Origin of the sequence: Bacillus sp. EB106-08-02-XG196, assembly GCF_013396335.1 — a bacterium.
In the GTDB taxonomy this organism is placed as follows: domain Bacteria; phylum Bacillota; class Bacilli; order Bacillales; family Cytobacillaceae; genus Neobacillus.
Genome location: NZ_JABWSY010000005.1, coordinates 50,767 through 73,917 on the forward strand (window position 1 = coordinate 50,767; position 23,151 = coordinate 73,917).

Below are 23,151 nucleotides of genomic sequence, written 5' to 3' on the forward strand. Positions count from 1 at the left end.
GAAAAATATTTCGATAATTTTCAATATTTAATCTTTAATTATTTCCATATAGTTAGTATGATTGAAACGTCTAGAAAGATATAAGGAGGAAACAGACATGGACCAAAGCTTTAACTTTTATGATATGTGGAAGGATTATTATTCCCAAACTAGTAAATTATTTGATGAAAAAATCAGCAAGGAGTTCCCTTCTGAAGGGATGGGGCAGATTTTGGAGATGAATCTTCAATTTAAAAAGATGATTGATGAATCAACATTAAAGTACTTGGAGTTTATGAATGTACCAAGTCGAAATGACATTGCGAACATTTCTTCGTTGATTGTTAATGTGGATGCAAAAGTGGATGATTTAGAAGAAAAATTAGAAGAGAAATTGGAAAGCCAAGATGTTCAGGAATCATTTAAAGCGGAATTGACTCATATAAAGAAAGATATGAAGAGCTTGGACACTAAATTGAATCAAATTCTTACCATGTTAAAATCACAAGAAAAAGTGAAATAGAAAAGTATTACATAGATTTATTAACAACTACTATAGACGGGGTGGATAAAGATGACAGGATTAAGAGATAAAGTAGCAATCGTAACTGGCGGCAGCAGAGGAATCGGAGCAGCAATTGCATTGGAACTGGCTAAAAACGGAGCGAAGGTTGTCATTAACTATAATACTCGCAAAGAATTAGCGGATAGAATCGTTGCAGAAATAAATGAATTCGGCGGAGATGCTTATGCCATTCAAGCAGATGTTTCGGAAAGTAATGAGTCAGCATATCTTGTACAAGAAACAATCAATCATTATGGCAAATTAGATATTCTGGTTAATAATGCAGGAATTACAAGAGACAGCACGTTTAAAAAATTAACAGAGGAAGATTGGAGAGAAGTAATCAATGTTAATTTAAACAGCGTTTACAACAATACTTCTGCAGCTTTACCGTATCTTCTAGAATCAGATGCAGGCCGCATCATCAACATCTCGTCTATTATTGGACAAGCTGGCGGGTTTGGACAAACCAACTATGCTGCTGCAAAAGCAGGACTAATTGGATATACTAAATCTCTTGCTCTTGAACTTGCTAAAAGTAACGTAACTGTTAATGCGATTTGCCCAGGATTTATTGGAACTGAAATGGTCCAAGCCATTCCTGAAAAGGTCCTTGCAGGAATCGTTGAAAAAGTACCACAAAAGCGTTTAGGCAAACCAGAAGAAATCGCTCGTGGTGTTGTTTTCCTATGTAAAGATGGTGACTATATTACTGGTCAGCAATTAAATATTAACGGTGGACTTTACATGTAATTGTCATGAAGGTCAGGCTTTATTAATAAATTGATAGAGTAAATAAATCATGTAAGGAGTGAACAGTCATTAGCGTACTTATGCCAAACGATTGGAATGAACTGCTCGAATTTACACCTCCGCAATACAAGGAGATGTATCAACGTGCAGTAAGAGCAAATCAAGTGCTAACAACAGATGCTGAACCGGAAGTTGCGCCAACACCGAAAGAACTTGTATGGACAAGAAATAAAACGAAGCTTTATCGCTATATTTCTGAAAATCCAAAAAAACATAAAATTCCTCTTCTTTTGGTTTATGCCCTAATTAATAAACCTTATGTATTGGATTTAACAAAGGGTGGAAGTTTAGTAGAGTATTTGGTTAATCGCGGTTTTGATGTTTATCTGCTTGACTGGGGTGAACCAGGTTACGAAGATCGAAATATGAAACTCGATGATTACATTATGGACTATATCCCGCGTGCGGTTCGTAAAGTTCTGAGAAAATCAAAAGTGGATGAAGTTTCAATCCTTGGTTATTGCATGGGGGGAACAATCACGGCTGCATTTGCAGCAATGCACCCTGAATTACCGATCCGGAATCTTATCTTTATGACAAGTCCTTTTGATTTTGAAAAGACAGGCTCATATGGTGCGATGTTAGATGAACGATATTTTAATATTGATAAAGTTGTAGATACCCTAGGCGTTATTCCACCTGAAATGATTGACTTTGGAAACAAAATGATCAATCCAATGGGTACGAACTATGGACCATATATTAGTCTTTATGAACGTGCGGATAACGAAAAGTTCATAAAGAGCTATAAGCTATTGCAAAAATGGTTAAACGACGGAATTCAGTTCCCAGGTGAAGCTTACCGTCAGTGGATTAGAGACTTTTATCAGCAAAACAAACTGATAAAAGGAGAAATGGTTATTCGTGGTAAGAAGGTTAACCTTGAAAATATTACGGCTAACGTGCTCAATTTATCTGGTAAAAACGACCTTATCGCCCAGCCGCACCAAGTGGAAGCATTGATGAATGCTATATCTAGTGAAGATAAAGAATATAAATGTTTGCCAGTGGGTCACACATCGATTACATTTGGCAGTCAAGCTACAAAAATAACCTATCCAACCATTGCTGACTGGCTGGAAGAACGATCCAACTAAATATTCTAATAGGAAGTGTCCCAGATTAATCATTTGGGGCACTTTTTTTTATCAAAACAATATAGAGATAGTGGTAAAGATAATTATATTAAATTTTCAGACAATAGACAATCCTGAATGTTCAATTAGGATAGTTTCTTGAATTGCAACAAACAAACGATATTGCATCAAATAAATATCGTAATAAAAAAAGGGAGAAATACCAAATTGGCATTTCTCCCTTTTACTATAAATTTTTTACTCCTCGCCTACGTCTGCCCATTTATATTCGTATGTTGCACCGAATGGGTTCACAAACACACCTTGAACTCTTGGAGAAATCAATTGTGCACGAGAAGCTTGGTAAACAGGAGCAATTGCTGCATCTTCAAATAGCACTTTTTCAGCATCTAAGAAGTTCTTATAACGCGCTTCATTATCTGTAGCAAATTTTGTAGCTGTTTCAGTAACTAATCTGTCATATTCTGCACTAGAATATCCAGTCATATTGTTTCCGCCATCCGTAACCCATAAGTTCATGAATGTAAATGGATCAAGGAAGTCAGGGCCCCATCTAGAAAGCTGCAGCTCATAATCCATAGCAGTATCTAAATCAAGACGCTGTTCTTTTGGTACTTGTTTAATGTTCACTTTTAATCCTTCAAGATTGGTTGAAAGCTGGTTTGCAACATATTCAACTAATAATTTTGTTGTCTTGTCATCATCAGCTAAGAACTCAAGTACCACTGAATCTGTACCTAACTCGGCTAATCCTTTTGCCCAGAATTCTTTCGCTGCTTCAAGGTCATAGGTAACAAGGTCTCCGCTCACCTTTCGGAAATCCTCACCTGTTCCAGGCATTGGAGTAAAATCAGTTGGAACAAGTCCATTTGCAACGATTGATCCGTTGTTAAGGATCTCATTTACTAAGCCTTCTTTGTCAAAAGCTCTGCTGAGTGCAGCACGGATATTCTTATTTGCTAAAGCATCTGATGTTGTTTGGTTAAACTTCAGGAAGTAGACAAATGTATCAGCCGAAACTAAATAATCATCATTTGTAGAATATTGGTCGACTAAATCGGATGTTAAATCCATTCGATCAACTGTACCTTCTTCATATAAATCTAGAGCCGTTTGTGGATCCTTTACAACTTTGTATGTCAGTTTATCCATTTTTACTGTTTTTGCATCCCAATAATCTTTATTCTTCACAAGTTCCCATGTATCACTTGTACTAGTCCAATTGTTAATAGTGTAGGGACCATTCGCTAATAAGTTTTCAGAGCTGGTTGCGAAACTATCGCCTTTCTCCTCTACAAACTTTTTGTTTAATGGGAAGAATGTCCCGAAAGTTGTTAATGTTTCAAAGTATGGTGTTGGGTTTTCTAATTCAACTACAAGTGTATAATCGCCATCCGCTTTAACACCTAGCTGGTCAACTGCTGCTTCACCTTTGCTTACAGCTGTTGCATTTTTAATGACGCCATTCATCATATACGGACCATATTCAGATCCAGTTGCTGGGTCAACTGCACGCTGCCATGCAAATACAAAATCATGAGCTGTTACTGAATCGCCATTTGACCATTTAGCGTCTTCACGTAACGTAAAGGTCCAAGTTAAACCATCAGTACTAACTTCATGCTTGGTAGCAATCCCTGGAGATGGTTGTGTTTTTTCATCTAATCGGTAAAGACCCTCTAATGTTGCAGCTAAGTAGATAAAGGAAGACTCATCCGTAGCTAAAGAAGGGTCCATCGAAGGAATGGCTTCTGGGTTTAAAAAGCTAAGTACTTTTTCTCCCTTTTCCTCCTCCTTAGCATCTGTACCTGCTGGTTCCTTTGACTCATCTCCGGAACACGCTGCTAGTACACTTAGCAATAATCCAAATGTTAAAAGCAATAACCAATGTTTGACCTTCATTCGTTTTTCCCCCTAAATTGTGTTTGATTCTGAATATTATCTATCTACAGAAAATTGAGACTCTAAGAATGATTATACTCATTAACTTGTTTTCTTGTAAAGTATTGTTGGATAATTTAGGTAGTGAACTTATTAGACATAGAATAGTAGAAAAACAAAAAAAGCCCTGAAAATCAGGACCTTTTCATATTAGTCTATAATTTTTAGTGAGATTTTCATTGCTTCATGGTCTTCGGTAGCACCACAAATAGTAGAACAAATTAATTCATATTCACCTGTTGTTTCTGCAGTAAACTCAGATGGAGTGTCAGCTTTGAGGTCAATTCCTAAGTCCTCATTACTAATAGTATGCATGCCTTCTTCATTTACTAAGTTAATTTTAACCTTCGTACCTTTTTTGATCGTCAATTCTTTATCAGAAGAGAAATCCCAGTTCGTTGCCGTGATTGTGAATTCTTCTGCATCTGATGCAGATGCTGCTGTATCAACTGTTTCTGCCTCTTCCTTTGGAGCTGCCTCTTCATCTGCTCCTCCACAAGCTGCCAAGCCAAATAGGATTGCACCCATTAATAATAATAATCTGAACTTCTTCATAATATGTAGTCTCCTTTTCCTCTTTGTTTTTACTATTTTAATTTAAGGTATTATGCCATTCATTTCCTTGACATAGGTCAAGAAAATGAATGTTTTATGAGGAAAGAGAAACATATTTGAAAAGACGAATTAGAAATTATTGCCCAGATTCTACAATTTCTTCTATTTTATCTGAGATTAGTGGATAAAAGTTACTCTTAGCACTATTTGTGGAATTACCGCCAAAAAAACCGGTGCCAGGACAGGATTTAACATTATAACTAGCTGTGGCATCTAAGACTCTTTCCTTCGTTTTTAGGTGCCACCAATGGTGATACGTAATACTGTCAATGGAGGGTATCAGCCCAAACTTTATACAAAGCAAAGCATTAATGTAAAGAATAGTTTCCCTTTGTTCCTTGGTCATGACATCCTGTCCGATATCAAAGTTTCCAACATGCTCAATGGCAATTCCAACTGAATTAGCAATGGGACCAATTGTTCCTTCAGGAATGACGTTAAGTGGTCTGGAAACAGCAATTTTTCCATCTGGAAAGGTGGTGATGTTTTGGGCTATATTACTCCAGCCCATTGTTTTTTTATGATGATTCTCCATACCCATCAACATGCGGAAATGATTAGAACCATTAAAATGCTTATAGGAAGGTAACCAGGTATGATGCTGTTGGATTAACTTTATTTCACGGTTAACTTGGGTGTTAGATAACCATTCCTTAAATTCCCCTCTCGTCATAAGGATATGTTGTCCTTGAATTTCAGTTGCATGGACTGGAGCTGTAGGAAGGAACATTAAACTAAAAATGACTCCAATAACAAGTATAAGATTTTTTTTCATTTGGGTATCCTTTCAAACCTTTTAGGTATAGTTTGAAGATTAACCATAAGATTATTCTCTAAAAAACTCCTATAATATCCCCAACACTTCACTGCTTATAAACGTTATCTAGATGAGAACGATAATAACAAACGAACCTAATTGAATTTGAGAAGGAGGAAATAACCATGACCTTAAATATTTTCTTTTTCACCATAATCATAAAACCCCGTAAAGTCACACTAGATGAAGCTATTCATAGAGAGATGGTTGAAAAACGTATGCAGGAGAATTTGGATCGTAATATTTATAGGATGGGCAGGTAGTAAAGCTTACACAAAAGAAAAGAGACCGAATTTGAATTTCGGTCTCTTTGGCGAATAACTATACGTCAAATTCACTCATTAATGCATGCGTATTATCTTCACTGTCTTTAAAAAAGGCCATCCATGTTTCCGATTGTCCTATTTTTGCTATTAGGTGTGGTTCGTCGATAAATGTAACTTCCTTACGTAACAATTCATCATAAGCACCATGAATATTTTCTACTTGAAAATAGATAATAGAACTAGATTGAGCAAATTCTTCTTTCTCAGGAACACTTAGTAAAAGACGCAAACCGTTGCAGTCAAAGAATGCTAATCCGTTTGAAGAAAATAAATGAGGAAGTTCAAGTTTTTCTTTATAAAACTGTATCGCTCAATCTAGTTTCTTAACAGGTACCGCAATTTGACCAACCTTTTGAATTTCCATAGATAGATTCTCCCTTGCAGGTTATTTTATAGTGCATAGTATAGGAAAAGTAAAATGATAAGCAGCACGAATAAAGAAATAGCTTGGAATTTAAGACGTTGATAGATAGAAGCATTAAAGTTTTCAGAAGGAAGTGGTTTATCAAGATATTCTTCGAGATAACCATTTCGCGTAAACATGATACTTTTGAATCTTCTAAATCCGAAGGTAACACCATCAAAAAAGCCTCCTTTTGAGGTATACATAAACAAAACAACAATCACATAAACAAAACAAAGATAAAATACCGAATTAATAAAGTGCAGGAGATTATAGTCAGCTGCAAAAATTAGAAAGAATAAACAGGTTAATAAAATATTTATCATCAAAAACTTCCATTTATCCTTGAACATTTCCATTTCACCTTTTCATTTATAAAATTATTTTAGACATGCTATTAAGAATAAAGGTATTTTAACCCAATTCGCTTTGAAAGTATACTTTACCTGTTTTTAGGCATTAAAAAAGAAAACGCATTCCTATTTTAGAATAAAGTTTATTTCAAACATCTTCAGGAAAAGTATTGGTATATCAACTGTAATGTTAATGTAATCTATAATGATATAATAATTTTTTGACTCTTTTATATATTTAGTCTTTACAAGAGTAGGAGAAAAATAGTATGATTTCCTTAGCTTCTTTTTTAAGAGCGAATTGACAGAAAAATAAAACAATAGGAGGTCATTTTTGTTATGAAGAAAAAGTATGCATGGCTTTTAGCTCTAAGTCTTGTGCTAAGCATGTTTTTAGCAGCTTGCTCAGGCGGCGACAAGAATACAGCTGATGATGGCAAAAAACCAGCTGATGATGCGCCAGAAGTTGAACAAGTATTACACTTTATTAATGGGGATACAATTCCTTCAATGGACCCTGGTATGGTAACAGATGAATACGGTATCCAATTCACTGCTGCTATTATGGAAGGTTTATACCGTCTTGATGAAAGCGGAAAACCAACTGATGGTATTGCTACTAAGCACGAAGTAAGTGCAGACGGTAAAACTTGGACTTTCACTTTACGTGAAGATGCAAAATGGGAAAATGGTGACCCTGTAACAGCTAACGACTTCGTATTTTCTTGGCGTCGTGCAGTAGACCCAAAGCAAGGATCTGAATATGGTCCATACATGATGGGCGGCGTTATCAAAAACGCAACTGCTGTTAACAAAGGTGAAGTTCCTGTAGATCAATTAGGTGTTAAAGCTGATGGCGATTTTAAACTAGTTGTTGAACTTGAAAATCCAACTCCTTATTTTGAATCTTTAACAACCTTCCCAACTTTCTTCCCATTAAATGAGAAGTTTGTAACGGAAAAAGGTGACACATATGCAACTAGCGCTGATACATTATTAGCTAACGGACCATTTAAGTTCGCATCTTGGACTAGTACTGCTAATGAGTGGGAATTAGTTAAGAACGAAACTTACTGGGATGCAAAAACTGTAAAGTTAGAAAAAATGACTTATGTAGTAGTAAAAGAAGCACAAACAGGTGTTGACTTATATGAAAAAGGTGAAGTTGACCGTGCTGGTTTATCATCTGACCTAGTTGATACATACTCAACTCATGATGATTACACAGTTGAACCTGATAACTCTGTATTCTATATTAAAATGAACCAAACAAGAAACCCAGCTCTTAAGAACGTAAACGTACGTAAAGCTATCTCTAGAGCATTTGATAAGCAAGCATTAGTAGATGAAATCTTAAACAACGGTTCTATCGTTGCTAACGGTTTAGTTCCAAAAGATTTCGTTGCAACTCCTGACGGAAAAGACTTCCGCGAAGTTAGTGGAGACCTTGTGGAATTTGACGTTAAAGAAGCACAAAAGTTCTGGGAACAAGCTAAAACTGAATTAGGAACTGATACAGTTGAAATTGAATTCCTTGGCGGCGACAACGATGTTTCTAAAATGATGAACCAATATCTTGCAAACCAGTTATCAACTAACCTTCCTGGTTTAAAAGTTACTTTAAAAGAAGTACCATTTGAACAGCGTTTAGAATTAGATACTGCTATGGATTATGACATGCAGTTTGCTGGATGGGGACCAGACTTCCTTGATCCATATACCTTTATGAATCTTTGGTTAACTGGCGGCGGTAATAACCAAATGGGCTATTCTAACCCAGAATATGATAAGTTAATAAATGAAACTGCAACAACTTTAGCTCAAGATCCAGATGCACGTTATGAAAACTTCTTAAAAGCAGAAAAAGTTTTATTTGAAGATGCAGCAATTGCTCCTGTATATCAAAGAGCAGGCGCTTTGTTAGTATCTCCGAAAATACAAGGTGTGTTTACAAACCAATTCGGAGCAACTTACGAATACAAGTGGGCTAGCGTTGGTGCTGAAGAATAATCAGCAAAAAATAGTATAATTGCTATTATGAAAAATTGAAGAGAGTGTATGCTTTTAAGGCATATACTCTCTTTTCTCCTGTTTGGACCTGAATATTCCGATTATAACAAAAATTTATAATCGACTAGATATAACATATAATAAAGAGAAATTTAGGAGGTGCAAACATGACTCGATATTTACTTCGTCGCGTATGGTATATGCTAATAACACTATTTATTATTGCGACATTCTCGTTCTTTCTTATGAAAATCTTGCCGGGGAGCCCGTTACAGGCAGAAGATAAATTGACTGAAGAACAAAAAGAAATTATTTTAGAAAAGTATGGATTGAATGATCCAATACCTGTTCAGTATGCCAAATATCTTGGCGGACTTGTAAAAGGTGATTTGGGTGTATCCTTTAAATTTGATAATACACCGGTAACAACAATCTTGTTTGATAGAATCGGGCCATCTGCACTATTAGGTTTTCAGGCATTAGTGATAGGCTCTATCTTGGGAATATTCCTTGGATTAATGGCCTCAATCTTCCGAAATAGTCCGATTGACTTTTCATCCACAATCATTGCGGTTATCGGAACCTCGATACCTTCGTTTGTATTTGCAGGATTATTACAATATGTTTTTGCAGTAAAATTAGGCTGGTTCCCGGTTGCTCTTTGGGGTACACCTGCACATACCATTTTGCCAACGATCGCTTTGGCCATTCACCCGATGGCAACAGCTGCTCGTTTTACAAGAACAGAAATGGTAGAAGTGTTACATTCTAATTACATCATAACTGCACGTGCTAAAGGTGTTGCTGAATCTGGAATTATTTTAAAACATGGATTGCGTAATGCACTTATCCCGTTAATTACAGTATTGGGTCCAATGGCAGTTGGTTTGATGACAGGCTCAATGGTTATTGAGCAAATTTTTGCGATTCCTGGTATTGGTGAGCAATTCGTTACATCTGTAATGGTAAATGACTACCCAACCATTATGGGTACAACATTGTTATTTGCATTTGGCTTTATTGTGATTATCTTAATCATTGACCTCCTATACGGATTAATTGATCCTAGGATAAGACTAGCAGGGGGGAAATAAGTAAAATGGATAAAAATAACCTAAATAATATACCAAAAGATTTATTTGTCCCTCTTGTTCGTAAAGAGGATACGAGCGAAAAAATTTCAGCTCCCAGCAGAACGTTTTTTCAGGATGCGAAAAGAACCCTTTTCAATAATAAACCTGCTGTTTTCAGCATGATTCTTATCCTGTTTATTATCATCATGAGTATTGTTGGTCCGTGGATGAACAATTATGGTTCCGATGAACAGGATTTAAACAGGGCAAAAATGCCTCCACGTGTACCGGCTTTGGAGAATGTCTCTTGGCTTGGTATGAATGGTACTTTATCTGGAACGTTCCAAGGTAAAGATGTTCAGCAGGCAACGGCCAAGGCAAATGCAAGATTTGATAATAAAGAAGAGTTTATTGATCTTGAAGTCATTAATAAAGGTGACGGCACTAGAAATTCTGCTGAAGTGAAAGCTACCTATCGTATTTATGAAGCGAAAGATATGAAAGACACCTATTTCTGGTTTGGCAGTGATGCCTTAGGACGTGACCAATGGACAAGGCTTTGGGAAGGGACAAGGGTTTCATTAATTATCGCTTTTGTTGCTGCACTTCTTGACCTTGCCATTGGAGTTTCTTATGGTGGGATTTCTGCATTTTATGGTGGCAGAGTTGATAATATCATGCAGCGAATTGCCGAGATTTTAGTTGGTATTCCTAACTTGGTCATTATCCTCTTAATGATGCTTGTTCTTAAACCAGGTATTATATCGATTGTTATTGCTTTGTCAATAACAGGCTGGATTGGTATGTCCCGGATTGTCCGTGGTGAAGTACTAAAGTTGAAAAATCAAGAGTTTGTTTTAGCTTCAAGAACTTTAGGAACATCTAACGGTACTATTATTAGAAAACACTTGGTTCCAAATATCAGTGGTATTATCATTATTAACACAATGTTTTCTGTTCCAGGCGCAATCTTTTTTGAAGCATTCTTAAGCTTTATCGGATTAGGTATTGTTCCTCCAGATGCTTCACTTGGTTCTTTAATTGACCTTGGGTTTGATAACCTCAGACTTTATCCATACATGCTTGTGTTCCCGGCAATTGTAATATCTGTTCTTATGATTGCATTTAATATCGTTGGTGATGGTTTGAGAGATGCATTCGATCCGAAAATGCATAAATAAGAAGGTAGGTGTTTAATAAATGAGTAAATTATTGGAAGTCAAAGATTTAAAAGTATCATTTAACACCTACAATGGTGAAGTGCATGCTGTACGAGGTGTTACCTTTGATTTAAATAAAGGTGAAACATTAGCAATCGTAGGTGAATCTGGTTCAGGTAAATCAGTAACCTCAAATGCGATTATGAGACTTCTTCCAGAGCCGCATGGCTTTATTAAAGAAGGTCAAATCCTTCTCGAGGGAGTAGACCTTGCTAAAAAAACAAGCAAAGAAATGCAAAAGATTCGTGGTAAAGATATCTCTATGGTCTTCCAAGATCCAATGTCGTCTCTTAACCCGACTATGAAAATTGGTTATCAAATCATGGAAGGTTTGATGAAGCACCAGAATATGAGCAAAACAGAGGCTAGAAAAACGGCTCTTGAACTTCTAACTCTAGTTGGTATTCCAAGACCGGATGTTCGTATTAATCAATATCCTCACCAATTCTCTGGCGGTATGCGTCAACGTGTGGTAGTAGCGATTGCATTAGCATGTAATCCGAAAATCTTAATTGCAGATGAACCAACTACAGCTCTTGACGTAACGATTCAAGCTCAAATCTTAGAATTGATGAAGAGTATTCAACAAAAAACCGATAGTGCGATTATTTTTATCACGCATGACCTTGGTGTTGTAGCAAACGTTGCAGACCGTGTTGCCGTCATGTATGCTGGAAAAATCGTTGAAATTGGGACAGTAGATGATATTTTCTACAATCCAAAGCACCCGTATACTTGGGGATTGATAGGCTCTATGCCAACATTGGATAGTTCAGATGAAGAGCTTTTTGCTATTCCTGGAAGCCCGCCAAACATGCTTACCCCTCCTGTAGGAGATGCGTTTGCTCCAAGAAATCAATTTGCTTTAGAAATTGATACAGTAATGGAACCGCCTATGTTTAAGGTTTCAGACACACATTATGCGGCAACCTGGCTGCTGCATCCAGATGCGCCGAAAATTGAGCCGCCTGATGCCGTTAAGCACAGGATGCAAGGTTTTGCTCAAACAGGTACTAAGGGCGGTGGAAAACGGTGACAAGAGAAAAGTTACTTGAAGTAAAAAATTTACAAAAACATTTTGCCGTTGGTAAAAAGAATACAATCAAGGCTGTTGATGGCGTTAGCTTTGATATCTTCAAAGGAGAAACGTTTGGATTAGTAGGTGAGTCTGGATGTGGAAAGTCTACAACAGGCAGAACCATTATCCGACTATATGACGCTACTGGTGGAGAAGTTAAATTTAACGGCGAAGATGTTCACGGGAAGAAAAATAAATCTGAACTGCTTAAATTTAACCGCAAAATGCAAATGATTTTCCAGGACCCTTCTTCTTCCTTAAATCCACGTATGACCGTTTTGGATATTATTGCGGAGGGACTAGACGTTCATAAGCTCGTAAAGAATGAGGCTGAACGAAAGCAAAAGGTTGAAGAATTATTAGAATCGGTTGGTTTAAATAAAGAGCACGCTACTCGTTTTCCACATGAATTTAGCGGCGGTCAAAGACAGCGTATTGGTATTGCTAGAGCGCTTGCTGTTGACCCTGAGTTTATAATTGCCGATGAACCTATCTCTGCATTGGATGTATCCATTCAAGCACAGGTAGTTAATCTGCTTAAGAAACTGCAAAAAGAACGTGGATTAACGTACTTGTTTATTGCCCATGACCTTTCAATGGTTAAATATATCTCTGACCGTATTGGCGTTATGTATATGGGTAATCTAGTTGAACTAGCTGATAGTGATGAATTATATAATAATCCTATTCATCCTTATACAAAATCATTGTTATCAGCGATTCCGTTGCCGGATCCAAGGTATGAGCGTGCTCGTAAGCGTATTAGTTATGATCCTGCTGTACATGATGCAAATGGTGAGTTTGAACTTAGAGAAGTTGTTCCAGGACACTTCGTACGTTGTACAGCAAAGGAATTTGAAAGATACCAAAATGAGCAAAAGTAAAATTAATAGAACCATGAGAATACTTCTGCTAAAAAATCCTTACTTATAAAAAAGTAAGGATTTTTTGTGTGAAATTCTTATGGAATTAAAAATGATTCATTTCTACTATGTAGTTTTTTTCTTTAAGGACTTTATATAGCATGTCGATATGTTCTTTATTCTTTGTTTCTACGGAAATTTCCAGACCAGCATAACCTGGATAAATATTCTTGCCCATGTGATTGAGATTTACGGATTGAATATTAGCATCTAAATCGGTTAGAGCACTTAGCACCTTTTGAAGTTCTCCAGGTTTGTCCTTTAAGGTGATTGTAAAAACAGCATACCGTCCTGATTCCACTAATCCTCGTTCGATGACCCTTGAAATAAAATTCATATCAACATTTCCGCCGCTTAAAACGGCCACAACCTTCTTTTCTTTCAACTTTACTTTTTCATATAGTAGGGCTGAGAGGGAACAAGCACCTGACCCTTCCACTAACAACTTATTTCTTTCTAAAACCATTAGCATCGTTCTAGCAATTTCCATCTCATCGACACAATAAATATCATCGACATATTTTTGGACGATGTCAAAGGATCTCAGTCCAGGCTTTTTAACAGCGATTCCATCTGCCATCGTGGGTGTTGATTCTACCATAACCGGTTTGTTTTCAAGTAATGACTGTTTCATACTAGGACAGGCCAGTGTCTGGACGCCATACACAGCGATATGAGGGTTTTTCTCCTTCACTGCCATTGCAACTCCTGCAATCAGCCCGCCGCCTCCTACGGGGCAAATAATAGCTTCTACATCGGGAAGCTGATCGAGTATCTCCAACCCAACCGTTCCTTGTCCAGCGATGATGGCATCATCATCAAAGGCATGGATAAAGGTAGCGTCCCTTTGCTCTTTAAGCTCTAAAGCAAAGGCTAGTGCATCATCAAATGTAGCTCCCTCTAAAAGTACCTCTGCACCATATTGCTTGGTAGCTAACACCTTACTAAGGGGTGCACCCTTTGGCATGACAATCGTACAGTTAATGCCAAGCATTTGACTAGAGTAAGCTACTCCTTGCGCATGGTTGCCCGCAGAGGCCGCCACAACCCCTTTTTGCAGCTCCTCCTGTGAAAGGGATATTAACTTATTATAAGAGCCTCTAGCTTTAAAGGAACCCGTTTTTTGAAGGTTCTCAAGCTTTAGATATACCTCGTTATGAGACAGCTGACTAAAGGTTTTCGAATAGTCCAACGGCGTCGTATGGACAACTCCTTTCATCTTCTCTCGTGCAATAATTATGTCATCTACATTCACATTTCTTCCTCCTGTTGTCATACTTTTCCTTAGGATGTGCTGTTGAAAATAAACTATGAAATATTTCCGGGAAATAATTCTCCTATAAAGACTCAGTACTTTTGTCAGAGTGAAAAATGAAATGAATATTCCTTTTTAGGTAAAAAGAAGTATTGGAAAAACAAGTAAAATCGGAGCTTTAGAATCATATGTTTGTGATTAATTAACTATATATTCAAAAAATTCATTATGTTAATATTATTTAGAATACATATATAGATATAAGGGAGGATCCAGAAGTTGAAAAAGAAAAAACTATTATCCATTCTATCAACGGGTGCATTAGCTCTATCACTTTTTGCTCCATTATCAGCTAATGACACAAAGGCATCTGCAGCTGAAGCTACAGCACCAAAATGGGATGTAGAGCGTTATGGAGATCGAGTAGATATTGACGGTCAACTAAATCTACTAAGTAACGATTCTTCATACTTAAAGCAGGCTGAAAAGAAGATTGCCGAACAAGCAGCTCAAATTAATTTTAATGAGGTAGAAGCAGCAGAAGACGATTCAGTAGAGAGTACTTTTACATTTGATGGGGGAACAAAGTACTTCCTAAATAGACAATTAAAATTTAAAACATTTACACTTCGTAGTGTTGGGGAAAATGTAGAGATTTGGGTAGCAAATGATTTATCCTTTCCAGATAACCGACCTGCACATGTAGTAACACAGGAACAAGTAGATAAACTTCGTAACGAATTTGACTCTAATATTTATCCAAAAGCTACAGAGTTCTTTGGAACACCTGATGTACATGATGGGTCACATTCACCACTAGCTGGCGTAAATGTACCAGCTGGATACTATGAAGGCAGCGACAAAGTAATCATGCTAGTAGATAACATTATCGATGAAGGTTACACCAATCCATCTTATCCATTCTTCGTTGCTGGTTTCTTCTGGCAAACACTAGAAAACTATATTGATAGAAATATCATTACCATCGATACAAATAGCTGGGAAACTCGTTTGGAGTCTACATTCTTTGGAACTACCATCCATGAGTTACAGCATTTAATTCATGCTGACAACGATGGTGCAGAAGAAACTTGGTTAAATGAAGGTATGTCTACTTTCTCTGAATATCTTGGTGGATATGGTCATGACGACAGCTCAATTAACTTTTACTTAGACCATCCAGAAAATTCACTAGTAAATTGGGATGAGCACCAAGGCGTTAAAACTGGTCCAGAAACAATTGCTGACTATGGTCAAGTTTACCTATTTACGTTATATATGAATGACAAATTTGGACGTGAATTTATTCGTGACTTAGCATTGAGTGAAACACAAGGCATGAACAGTGTTGACGAAGTTTTAAAAGCACATGGTTCTAGTCTAGACTTTACACAACTTTACCAAAATTTTATTACTGCATTAACACTAGATTCTGATCGAGTTGGTAATGGAGTATACAATTTTGACAGTATCGACCTTCGTAATGTTATTGTTAACGCGAAAACAGGTGAAACAAGAGGTAAGACTGTTGATTTTGAAAAAGCGGTAACATTTGAAAAAGAAGGCGTTCCAGCATGGGGCGGAGATTTTAAAGAATTAGATTTCCAAGATAAAATAAAAAGTATTTCGTTTGATGGTGTTGATTTCTTAGCATCTCCATGGCAATCCGTTGCAGATCCAACAGATGCAACAAACAAAGTATTATGGGGCAACCAGGGAGACGAGGCAGATAATGCCATAACTTTAGAAGCAGACTTATCAGCTGTAGAAGCCGCAACACTTAATTTCGACAATTATCTTGATATCGAAGAGCAATGGGATTTCGGAGTGGTTCAAGTATCAACAGATGACGGTGAGACTTGGAAGAGCTTAGCCAATGGAAATACACGCAGTGATGTTGTTGAAGAGGGTTATCCAAAAATTAAAGAAAACGTACCTGGTTTTACTGGGAATTTAAAAACTTGGCAAGAGGAATCGTTTGATTTAAGTGAGTATGCAGGTCAAAAGGTGTTGGTTTCCTTCCGTTATTTAACAGATTGGGGGCATACTGATAGCGGCTGGTTTATTGATAACATTGAAATTCCTGAAATCGGTTATAGCAATGATGGAAGCTCTACAGATGACTTTAAGTCCTTCCAAGAGTTAGCGGGACAATATGTAAACTACACCGTAACATTTATCAATGAAAAAGAAGTTGGTAATAAAAAGGGTGCGAAAACTAATTACAAGGTGATCACCGTTGATCCATTCAATGTAACTGAAGAGGATGCATTAACACTAAGACAGTTATTCAAAGATGGTAAGAACTATATGATTACATCTTATGCTGCTCCTGCAGATGATAAAAATCCGGTAGATTTTACTTATGAAATTAACTTAAAAAAGGCTAACCCAAAGAAATAGATAACTAGCAAAATTAAGCCCGGATAATGACTATAAAATAGGTCATTATCCGGGCTTTTTGCATTTTTAAAAAAATGACTCCAGCAAATCACTGAAGTCATCCATAGTAGATATTCAATTTTATTTAAAGATTAACACCTTACCAACAGTACCATCAGCACTTTCACCAACAACACGGAACTTCAATCCGTATTTTGGTACGTTACGTCCTGCGTCAACAAGACCAGGGTTACTATAGTTCGAACTGTCATCGAATAGTGGGTTAAGTTGAGTATAGTTATCCATCATGGTAAATTGACCTGGATAACTTATAAACATATTATTTGCTTTGGTTAGACTGAATGCAGCATCATGCATTTGGTAGCGGGTTGATGCAAGGGCTTTATCGCTCCAAGAAAGTGTATGCTGGTCTGCGTCAACAACTCCTAAAAACCCATCGCCAGGATGCATTCCAGTCCAGTTGTCACCATACGTTTCATCGACATACCAAACTACTAATCCTGGGTCATAGCTCATTAAGCTAGCACCACGACGGATATGTGCCAACCCTGCGTCAACACCATTGTGTGCTCTCCACTCTAGTAGGTAATAGTGAGTAGCTGTTGTTTTTCCACTATCCTTTTTAAAGCCATCAAATGTAAATTTAGAATCCCCTTCAGCGCCATCAAAGAAAAATTCATTTCCATCAGCTGTAACCTTAATATTGTCAACATAGAAGCCTTCTAAATTAGCGCCCCAGTCTGACATAGAACGGAATTGAAGTTGAATTTCTTGCCCAGCGTAGGCGCTTAAATCAATTGTTTCATGAATCCAGCCATTACTTGAGCCTGTGTAACCTGGGAGATTTTCACTAATTGCTGGATATCCACCCTCAACTAAAGAAGAGCTAGTATTTGGTGTTGATAAGGAATTCCATGTTGTTCCACCATCAGTTGACACTTGGACCATTGCAAAATCCCAATCCTCTTCAATGTTATACCAAGCATCAAAATCAAGTGTAGCTGCAGTTGCACTTGTTAAGTCAACAGTAGTAACCATTTTATGATCGACTTCATCACCTTTACCGCCATGGTATTCAAACTCACCCGTTGCTGGCGTGTTTATCATAGTAACCTTTTTAGGTAAATCAATCCGTACAGCGTCGTTATTTGTACCCTTAGAGTTTGCTTGGTCAAGCAGGATTTCCATACCTTTGCTGGTTACATTTGCTTGATCAATAGTGGTACCAGTTAGCCAGTTACTTCCAGGCATGGAAGCTTGTAAAAATTCTCTAGCATACGGACTAAATCCAGTAGGCTCTGTTCCAGAAACATCACCTGCCCAGCTGCCGCTTGACATAATAGACCAATACTCAACTGGTTCACCGGCTCCAGAGTACATAGTGTCATATTCATCAGGAAGACCTAGGTCATGTCCATACTCATGGGCAAATACGCCTGCAGCACCATCTGCAGGTTCAATTGTATAGTCATATGCAGCCATATTTCCTCCCCAATAACGAACATCTGCTTTCGTACGTGGAAGTGTGGTCACTGCCCCAAGATCCCATCGGTGGGACCAAATGGCATCTGCTCCTAGGGAACCTCCTCCTGCTTCTTCACCAACACTAGAATGAACGATCATTAAATGATCAATTAATCCATCTGGCTCTCGGAGATTCCCGTCTCCATCCAAGTCATAACGATCTTCTTGGTCATAATTTTTTAGAATTACGCTTTTGTCTTTTGCAACTGCTAGCAGCGCTTCTTTAACGAGCCCACGGGCATTTTTATCATTATCACTTGAATCATTTCCACCATAATAGGCAGCTGGTTGAGAGGCTTTATACCATCCTGCAACTTGCCCATCGATGGAATAGCTACCACCAGATTGCTGCTCGTAATATTGTTTAACCGATACTAGAGTTTGACCATTAGGTCCTTTATATCCATTGTCACCAAAAATCATATCTTCATAATGCTGTTTTGTGTAATCTTCATAGAACATATCCGTCTCATCTGACTTAATATTTGCAGCTGGAAAATCGGGATATTCGATAAGTAAAACTAAAACATTATCTTTTCTTTGGCTTCCCTTCCAAGTTTCTTCAGTAACAGAATTAACTGTAGTTGATTGTCCCAATTTATTACCTTTACCGCTAACTAAGCCTGTATTAGCGAGGTTTTCTTTTAATGTACTTTGTAAAGCCTTGTCGTGCTTATGGAGTTCACCAATTTCCTTTGAAGCGCCGGATGCTTTATTTTTTAAAAACTTTTGTAATGCTTTTTCAGCGTCTGCTGGAGTAGCATTTTTAGCAATGGTGCCATTCATCTTTAGCATTTCTATTAATCTCTCATCATTTGCTATACCTAAATCTACAGGAGAACCTGTAGACGCAATTTTGCTGGTAAAATCATTTGCCTTAACACTTGGTGAGACTGAAGCAACATTAAACAACCCTAGTCCTAAAGATAGGGTTAATGCAGTAGATAGAATTTTCCTCTTCTTCATATTAAGCCTCCCTTTATTTGTTTTTCTACTTCTCAGCGTACAACTATGTAAGGATACCCCCTTATTAAATAGAATCTACTATCTTAAAATGGTTCGAGTCCCTAATAATATAGTAGTGTAATATGATAATATATTAATAATAGAAAATTGTAAATATTTAAAAAGTATAATACAAAACTAGTGTTAAATATTCTTAAACCGACATTTTCTCTCAGTAATTCCTTGCAAAAGGATACAATATATTAACTTTTTCGATATTGTACGTAAAGAGGGGATGGAGAAAATTGTTACAAGGGTATACTTTTTAGTAGGATATTTTGCTAGAATTTAGCTTTTTTGCAGCTAAATAGGTATGAGAAACAGGTAAAATGAAATACTATTATCATGTTCTGAAAGCCTTTATATTAAGTTGGTGAGAGGAAGGTTTTAAAATGACGGAAATATCTCCTATATTAAAAAAGTTGAATTTTAAGGATCAAGGACAGCCGGTTTTGGTTATCAATGCCCCAAAGTCTTATGATGATATTAAGGCTGCCTTTGAAGGGGAGGTCCATCAACAGGCTGAGCTGGAGATTTACGATTTTGTTCAGGTGTTTGGATCAAGTAATGAAGAGCTTCAATCTAACGCTAAAAAGGCAGCTGCCTATGTAAAGGATGATGGTTTATTTTGGCTCTGCTACCCTAAGAAATCATCAAAGACCTATAAAGGCTCCGATTGCAGCCGTGAAACGGTCACGGGCATGCTCTCTGAAGAAGGCTATGAACCAGTACGGCAAATTGCGATTGACGATGATTGGTCTGCATTAAGGTTCCGTAAGCCTGGCAAAATCAAGAAAATGGTTCGAGACTTTGCTGTAACGGATGAAGGAATCAAACGGACGAAGAAGGAATAGCTCCCTTACCCATGGGGTCTATTTTTTTGTATACAGAATGTGTATACATGTTTACGGAAAATGTACACTTGTTTACAATGTTGTATACATCGTGTTTACAAAAAATGTTTACATGTACACAAATCTGTACACATGTTGATATAGAGCGATGTGTACAGGTTTGTAATCGTTGTAAACATAATTGTATACAACGATTACGTATTGTTTACAATTTTACACTTTCATTTCTTTTTGTCTGGGATATTGAAGAATCTAGTAAACTTCTATACTCTTATACTAGAGAAGTTAGATACATATCTTCATTAACATCTAAATTAATAGAATGAAAGGATGACAATTTTGAATAATACTAGAATTGCAGCTATTGATGTAGGAAATGATTCAATTAAGGCTATTTTTGGAGAATTAGAATATGAACTTAACATCCCAAATATTATCGCAAGGGACACGGAAGACCGCCCTGTTATTGGTATAGAGGAATTAGATGATAAAAATCCACTAGATGGGATCCATGTAAAAGTGCACTCTCCTGCATTAAAGGAGAATAACGCCATCTATCGTGTCGGAAATCTAGCAACTAAAAGTAACAATGGTACTGAATTAGATCCTGGCAGCAGTAAGTCTGAAGAAGATCAAACGTTAATTCTACTCTTTACTACGTTGGCTTTGGACGCTGTGAAGGAAGGAAATAAGAATAATTTCCGTCAAACGAAAAATGTCATTGATGCGAACTACACACTAGGAACTGGCCTCCCTCTTCGTGAAGTTAAGGAAGGCAAGGACGCAGGCTATCGATCTAAGTTAATTGGATCTGTCCATCAAGTTGAGTTCCTTGTCACACCTAAATACCAAGGATTAAAGGTAAATATCAAGTTTGATGAAATTAAGGTATATCCTGAAGGATTTGCTGCTTATATTAACCTAGTAATGGATAATAACTCAAAAATTATTAATAAAGACTTAATCGATAAGCGGATTCTTATTCAAGATATCGGAGGATTATCAACAGATATCGCCGTTATTAAAAACCGCAATGTAGATGATGATAAGGCACAAGGGTTTAATCTCGGGGTTTCAGAATCATTAGAAGCAATCCGTGAAGAAATTAGAACAAAGCACGGTGTTGAATTAGACAGCCGTCGTGATGTTGTTGAAATCATCACTAAGAAAAATGACCGTAATCATATCATGGTTAAAGGAAGCAGAACAAGTGTTCATGATATAACTGACCGCATTCTACTAGATTTAGCTAAGAAGCAATATCGTTTATTACGAAATGTTTGGTCAAAGAACTCCCAAACAGAAATTTGCTACTTTGTCGGCGGTGGTGCTACCGTTTTAAAGGATTATCTTAAAACATTAAATAACAATCTCGATGGTTTTAATATTGATTTCTTTGAAGATGAAAAAGAAAGCATTTGGATGATGGCAAATGCCTATTATAAGCTAATTCAGGATTTTGTTAAAAAGGCAGAGAAACAAAAGGCTGAACAAACTAAAAAACCTGTTACCAATTAATAGGGTGATGATATGAAAAAAGCTGGAACACATGAAATTCAGCGGGGACAGGCGATTTCCTTCCGTATTCCTTCTGATACACCTGACCATTTGGTTAAGAAACTGCAAAAGTTAAAGGAAACAGAAAGAAGGAATTTTTCCAGCAAGATTGCAGAGTTTGTGATGGAGGGTGTCAGTAACGTTAATGCAAGAGAACGTGAGATGATTAACGTCCCGCTGCCAAAAAAGCTAACGAAGGCTCAGCGTGACTGGTTGAAGCACGAGCATTCAGAGGCGTTATTGGGAAGTATTATCTATCAGTTAATTTCCGACCCAGTAAGGTCTACCTCCCTGCTTGCGAGTTTAAATAGCCGTTCACTAGACATTGATGAGGCATTATATCTTCAAGAGGAAAGTGTTCCTGAAATTCATTCTTATCGAGACAATGACAGCGCCGAAGAGGAAATCGCTGCTTCGATTGATTTAAGTGATATGGATGATGACCTGAGCGGATTTGATTGGGATAATGCGAAACCAGTAATGGAAGAAGAAAAGGTTGAAGAAGAGCCTGATTTAGATGATCTGCTTGGCGGATTTCTGGCGAGTATGAATAAATAGAGAAATGGGACCCGATGAATAGGGTCCCATTTTCTATCATTACTGAATCCAAAGTTTAAATAACCCTTCGGTTACGCCTAAGTTATACATGTAGTAAATACCAAATACAGTACTAATCACTCCTGTAACCTGGGTAAGGGTTTTATTCAAGCTTAACTTTTTTGCACTAAAAACAAATGGAATCCCAATCAAGGTAGTAAAGAAGAGCATTCCAATGACGGTACCCACTCCAAATATAAGGATATAGATCGCACCCTCCCAGGCACTATTTACTGTACTCATAGTCAGAACTACCATTGCTCCGCTTCCGGCAAGACCGTGAACGAGGCCAATAAACATGGATTTTAGATAAGAGACCTTTCTATGCTGGTCATGATGCTCGTGAACGCCGCTATGATCATGAGAATGGACATGATTATGTAAATGAATATTTTTAAAGGATCGAATCGTAGTAATCCCAAGATAAACGAGCATAATTCCTACTAAAAACTCTAATGACATTGCCCATTTTTCCGGGATTTCACCTTTCATGAGTATGAGAATAATTCCAATAATAAATAATGTTGCAGTGTGGCCTATTCCCCAATATACACCGGCTAATGACGATCGCAATAACTTTTTGCTTTGGCTGGCGATGGTTGATACTGCAATAACATGGTCCGGTTCAATGGCATGTTTGATCCCAAGGACAAGCCCCAAACCGAGTACGGAAAGTAAACCTATTTCCATCCATTCTCCCCCTATACTTTTGAAAATAAGAATTGTGTTTATTATAGCATAGA

Annotated in this window: 21 protein-coding genes; 13 read left to right on the forward strand and 8 right to left on the reverse strand. The window is 37.2% G+C overall.

The features are described from left to right. The first annotated feature begins 97 nt into the window (after positions 1 to 97). The 3 genes from MLOOGBEN_RS09055 to phaC all read left to right on the forward strand — a co-directional run bounded on the left by MLOOGBEN_RS09055 (position 98) and on the right by phaC (position 2,454). Positions 98 to 502: a polyhydroxyalkanoic acid synthase subunit PhaR gene (locus MLOOGBEN_RS09055; RefSeq protein ID WP_179157940.1), complete on the forward strand. Its 405-nt coding sequence runs from the start codon at positions 98 to 100 to the stop codon at positions 500 to 502. Between the two features lie 51 nt (positions 503 to 553). Continuing rightward, positions 554 to 1,297: a 3-oxoacyl-ACP reductase gene (locus tag MLOOGBEN_RS09060; RefSeq protein WP_179157941.1), complete on the forward strand. Its 744-nt coding sequence runs from the start codon at positions 554 to 556 to the stop codon at positions 1,295 to 1,297. An 80-nt stretch (positions 1,298 to 1,377) separates the two neighbouring features. Next, positions 1,378 to 2,454 carry a class III poly(R)-hydroxyalkanoic acid synthase subunit PhaC gene (gene phaC / locus MLOOGBEN_RS09065; protein ID WP_179157942.1) on the forward strand — a complete coding sequence of 359 codons (1,077 nt, stop codon included), beginning with the start codon at positions 1,378 to 1,380 and terminating at the stop codon, positions 2,452 to 2,454. 237 nt (positions 2,455 to 2,691) lie between these two features. Here phaC and MLOOGBEN_RS09070 read toward each other — a convergent pair whose 3' ends face one another. The 3 genes from MLOOGBEN_RS09070 to MLOOGBEN_RS09080 form a co-directional block, all read right to left on the reverse strand. Then, entirely contained in the window at positions 2,692 to 4,356 is a 1,665-nt protein-coding gene (locus tag MLOOGBEN_RS09070; RefSeq protein WP_179157943.1) for a peptide ABC transporter substrate-binding protein, read from the reverse strand. 189 nt (positions 4,357 to 4,545) lie between these two features. Then, entirely contained in the window at positions 4,546 to 4,950 is a 405-nt protein-coding gene (locus MLOOGBEN_RS09075) for a cupredoxin domain-containing protein (protein WP_179157944.1), read from the reverse strand. A 136-nt stretch (positions 4,951 to 5,086) separates the two neighbouring features. After that, entirely contained in the window at positions 5,087 to 5,785 is a 699-nt protein-coding gene (locus tag MLOOGBEN_RS09080; RefSeq protein WP_179157945.1) for a peptidoglycan recognition protein family protein, read from the reverse strand. 167 nt (positions 5,786 to 5,952) lie between these two features. Here MLOOGBEN_RS09080 and MLOOGBEN_RS09085 point away from each other — a divergent pair, with 167 nt between their 5' ends. Continuing rightward, a complete protein-coding gene (locus MLOOGBEN_RS09085) occupies positions 5,953 to 6,090 on the forward strand; it encodes a YrzI family small protein (RefSeq protein ID WP_179157946.1) in 138 nt (45 codons plus the stop codon). A gap of 58 nt (positions 6,091 to 6,148) precedes the next feature. Here the strand turns inward: MLOOGBEN_RS09085 and MLOOGBEN_RS09090 are convergent, their stop codons facing one another. Both MLOOGBEN_RS09090 and MLOOGBEN_RS09095 read right to left on the reverse strand, forming a co-directional pair. Continuing rightward, positions 6,149 to 6,460: a VOC family protein gene (locus MLOOGBEN_RS09090; RefSeq protein ID WP_368737773.1), complete on the reverse strand. Its 312-nt coding sequence runs from the start codon at positions 6,458 to 6,460 to the stop codon at positions 6,149 to 6,151. Positions 6,461 to 6,543: 83 nt separating this feature from the next. Then, positions 6,544 to 6,909, reverse strand: a complete 366-nt coding sequence (locus tag MLOOGBEN_RS09095; protein WP_179157947.1) for a DUF3899 domain-containing protein — start codon at positions 6,907 to 6,909, stop codon at positions 6,544 to 6,546. A gap of 339 nt (positions 6,910 to 7,248) precedes the next feature. Between MLOOGBEN_RS09095 and MLOOGBEN_RS09100 the strand changes: the two genes are divergently transcribed. The 5 genes from MLOOGBEN_RS09100 (at position 7,249) to MLOOGBEN_RS09120 (ending at position 13,174) form a co-directional block, all read left to right on the forward strand. Continuing rightward, positions 7,249 to 8,919, forward strand: a complete 1,671-nt coding sequence (locus MLOOGBEN_RS09100; protein WP_179157948.1) for a peptide ABC transporter substrate-binding protein — start codon at positions 7,249 to 7,251, stop codon at positions 8,917 to 8,919. 167 nt (positions 8,920 to 9,086) lie between these two features. Next, positions 9,087 to 10,013 (forward strand): oligopeptide ABC transporter permease, encoded by a 927-nt coding sequence (gene opp3b, locus MLOOGBEN_RS09105; RefSeq protein WP_095247424.1) that lies wholly within the window; start codon positions 9,087 to 9,089, stop codon positions 10,011 to 10,013. Between the two features lie 5 nt (positions 10,014 to 10,018). Beyond that, positions 10,019 to 11,173 carry an oligopeptide ABC transporter permease gene (gene opp3C, locus MLOOGBEN_RS09110; RefSeq protein ID WP_179157949.1) on the forward strand — a complete coding sequence of 385 codons (1,155 nt, stop codon included), beginning with the start codon at positions 10,019 to 10,021 and terminating at the stop codon, positions 11,171 to 11,173. Between the two features lie 19 nt (positions 11,174 to 11,192). Beyond that, complete coding sequence (locus MLOOGBEN_RS09115; protein WP_179157950.1) at positions 11,193 to 12,248, forward strand: ABC transporter ATP-binding protein; 1,056 nt, start codon at positions 11,193 to 11,195, stop codon at positions 12,246 to 12,248. Continuing rightward, positions 12,245 to 13,174 carry an ABC transporter ATP-binding protein gene (locus MLOOGBEN_RS09120; RefSeq protein WP_179157951.1) on the forward strand — a complete coding sequence of 310 codons (930 nt, stop codon included), beginning with the start codon at positions 12,245 to 12,247 and terminating at the stop codon, positions 13,172 to 13,174. Before MLOOGBEN_RS09115 ends, MLOOGBEN_RS09120 begins: the two co-directional genes overlap by 4 nt. Before the next feature lie 85 nt (positions 13,175 to 13,259). Here the strand turns inward: MLOOGBEN_RS09120 and ilvA are convergent, their stop codons facing one another. Continuing rightward, positions 13,260 to 14,489, reverse strand: a complete 1,230-nt coding sequence (gene ilvA / locus MLOOGBEN_RS09125) for a threonine ammonia-lyase (RefSeq protein ID WP_179157952.1) — start codon at positions 14,487 to 14,489, stop codon at positions 13,260 to 13,262. 258 nt (positions 14,490 to 14,747) lie between these two features. Here ilvA and MLOOGBEN_RS09130 point away from each other — a divergent pair, with 258 nt between their 5' ends. Then, on the forward strand, positions 14,748 to 16,871 hold the full coding sequence (locus MLOOGBEN_RS09130; protein ID WP_179157953.1) for a M6 family metallopeptidase: 2,124 nt from the start codon (positions 14,748 to 14,750) through the stop codon (positions 16,869 to 16,871). A gap of 120 nt (positions 16,872 to 16,991) precedes the next feature. Here the strand turns inward: MLOOGBEN_RS09130 and MLOOGBEN_RS09135 are convergent, their stop codons facing one another. Continuing rightward, positions 16,992 to 19,361 (reverse strand): immune inhibitor A domain-containing protein, encoded by a 2,370-nt coding sequence (locus tag MLOOGBEN_RS09135; RefSeq protein ID WP_179157954.1) that lies wholly within the window; start codon positions 19,359 to 19,361, stop codon positions 16,992 to 16,994. A 431-nt stretch (positions 19,362 to 19,792) separates the two neighbouring features. Between MLOOGBEN_RS09135 and MLOOGBEN_RS09140 the strand changes: the two genes are divergently transcribed. From MLOOGBEN_RS09140 to MLOOGBEN_RS09150, 3 genes are all read left to right on the forward strand, one after another. Then, positions 19,793 to 20,254, forward strand: a complete 462-nt coding sequence (locus tag MLOOGBEN_RS09140) for a DUF3052 domain-containing protein (RefSeq protein ID WP_179157955.1) — start codon at positions 19,793 to 19,795, stop codon at positions 20,252 to 20,254. Positions 20,255 to 20,593: 339 nt separating this feature from the next. Continuing rightward, a complete protein-coding gene (locus MLOOGBEN_RS09145) occupies positions 20,594 to 21,772 on the forward strand; it encodes a ParM/StbA family protein (RefSeq protein WP_179157956.1) in 1,179 nt (392 codons plus the stop codon). A 12-nt stretch (positions 21,773 to 21,784) separates the two neighbouring features. After that, the gene (locus tag MLOOGBEN_RS09150; RefSeq protein ID WP_179157957.1) at positions 21,785 to 22,369 is read left to right on the forward strand and encodes a hypothetical protein; all 585 of its coding nucleotides are present in this window, start codon (positions 21,785 to 21,787) and stop codon (positions 22,367 to 22,369) included. 39 nt (positions 22,370 to 22,408) lie between these two features. Here the strand turns inward: MLOOGBEN_RS09150 and MLOOGBEN_RS09155 are convergent, their stop codons facing one another. After that, positions 22,409 to 23,098, reverse strand: a complete 690-nt coding sequence (locus tag MLOOGBEN_RS09155; protein ID WP_179157958.1) for an urease accessory protein UreH domain-containing protein — start codon at positions 23,096 to 23,098, stop codon at positions 22,409 to 22,411. Positions 23,099 to 23,151: the final 53 nt, after the last annotated feature.